The following is a 1846-nucleotide window of genomic DNA, read 5'->3' as shown; positions in this document are numbered from 1 at the left end:
AACAAGCCCAAAAAGCGGCTCGTCTTGATTTACCCTATCAACAACATTGTGAAGCTCAGCGTCAACTTGACTTAGCTAAGCAAGCTCAAGTCGCTAAGCAGCAAGCCTTTTCTTTGGCCGAAAAGCAGTTAGAAGAGGCAACGCTGGCTTATCAACAGGCGGCGAAGTCTGCGGAGCAAGTAGAACCGCTAAGTCAACAACGTTATCAATTAGAAGGGATTGGTAAAAAATTTGCTGCGCTAGAAGAACAGAAAAAGCTTCACCACAAAGCAAAGCAGCAATACGTAGCGGCTCAAAAAAGTATCGAGCAAGTTCAACTTAAAGTACAAACGCTTGAAACGCAGTTACAAGTTCAGCGCGAACAATTAGATACAGTTTACCAACGAAAGGGCCGTTTAGAAGCCAAGCTCCTAACCCAAGCACAAGTAAACGATCACATTGCGTTACGTCGTAAGCAATCCGCATTCGTTCAGCAAAAACAGGAAAAGACTGAGCAATTTAAGCTGGTTGAGAGCGGTTATCAAGCAGCACAAACGGATGCTAAGTTGGCAAGGCGGCAAGCGGATCACTTAGAACTGTGCTGGCATACTAACCAAGCGGCAGAGTTGGCTCAAAGATTAAACGACGGTGAGGCTTGCCCAGTCTGTGGCAGTCAAACCCACCCCAATATTGCCCAGTTTTCTGGTGACGTTGTCACTAAAGAGCAGGTAAGACAAGCCAGAGACGGGCAGAAAAAAGCAGAAGCCAGTGAAGTTGAGTGGCTAAAGCAATACCAGCAAGTAAAAAGTGAGCTGAGCTATTTTGAAAAAGAATGGCAGCAACTCGCTGAGTTGATAGCAGATAAACAGATCGCCGATTTAACCGTATTGCAAGAGCAGGATAAACAGCTCACTCAAGAAATTGAGCAGCTTTCTCAATTAAATCCTCAGCAACTTGAAGTCAAAATTACCCAGTTAGAGCAAGAGCTACGCACAACTCAGGCTCAAGCTGAGCAGCAAAAGAGTGCGCTAGAGCATCTGAAACAGCTGGAAATTGAAGCGCACACTCAAGTCACCAGTTTACAAGCGGAAATCAGTAGTGACTTTATTCATGTCGATCAGGTAAGAGAACAGTACTCTGCTGTTCATCAGCAGATACAAACGCTACAGCAAGCGGAGCAATTGGCAAGAACTCACTTAACACAAATGCAAACTCAGTGCTCTGCCGCACAATCGTCGCTAATCGGTACGAATGAGCAATGTACAAGATGGACAAAAGCGTGGCAACGCACACTGCAAGAATGGCAGGTGGCGTTAAGCCAAAGTCCTTTTGACAGTCAAGAGCATTATTTGCAGGCGCGGATTGATGATGCCTCCATCAGCACCATAGAGGGCGACATCCGTCAATTTGAGCATCGATGGTCTACACTACAAGGCAAATTAGAAAGTTTACAACAGACATTAGCTAATAAGCAGCCACCACAATCAGCTGAGATTCAAGCTAGGATAGACCTTCAAGAAAGTGAGGTATCGGCTAAGCTCAAAACGTTTACTCAACATCGCTCTCGACTTGATAGCTTACAACAAGTGAGTGAGAAACTGGTCCGATTGTATGAACAAAATGCTGCACTCGAAAAAGAATATCAAATTTACGGAACGCTCAGCGATATTGCTAATGGCCGAACAGGAGCGAAAGTGAGCTTACATCGCTTTGTGTTAGGCGTATTGCTCGAAGATGTTCTACTGCAGGCCTCACAGCGCTTACAACGAATGAGTAAAGGACGTTATTGGCTTAAACGTAAGGAGGAGCGGGCGAAAGGGAACGCGGGCTCAGGCCTCGACTTAATGGTGGAAGATGCGTATACCGG

The 1846-nt window shown here is 45.7% G+C and carries 1 protein-coding gene; it reads left to right on the top strand.

Going from position 1 to position 1846, the window contains the following annotated elements; genetic code table 11:
* On the top strand, window positions 1–1846 hold a 1846-nt coding region (locus tag B7C60_RS18670), incomplete at both ends, for an exonuclease subunit SbcC (protein ID WP_483887754.1).

Origin of the sequence: Vibrio fujianensis (assembly GCF_002749895.1) — a bacterium.
GTDB lineage: Bacteria > Pseudomonadota > Gammaproteobacteria > Enterobacterales > Vibrionaceae > Vibrio > Vibrio fujianensis.
Note: the sequence above shows the minus strand (reverse complement) of the source record. Positions and strands in the feature narration are given on the sequence as shown.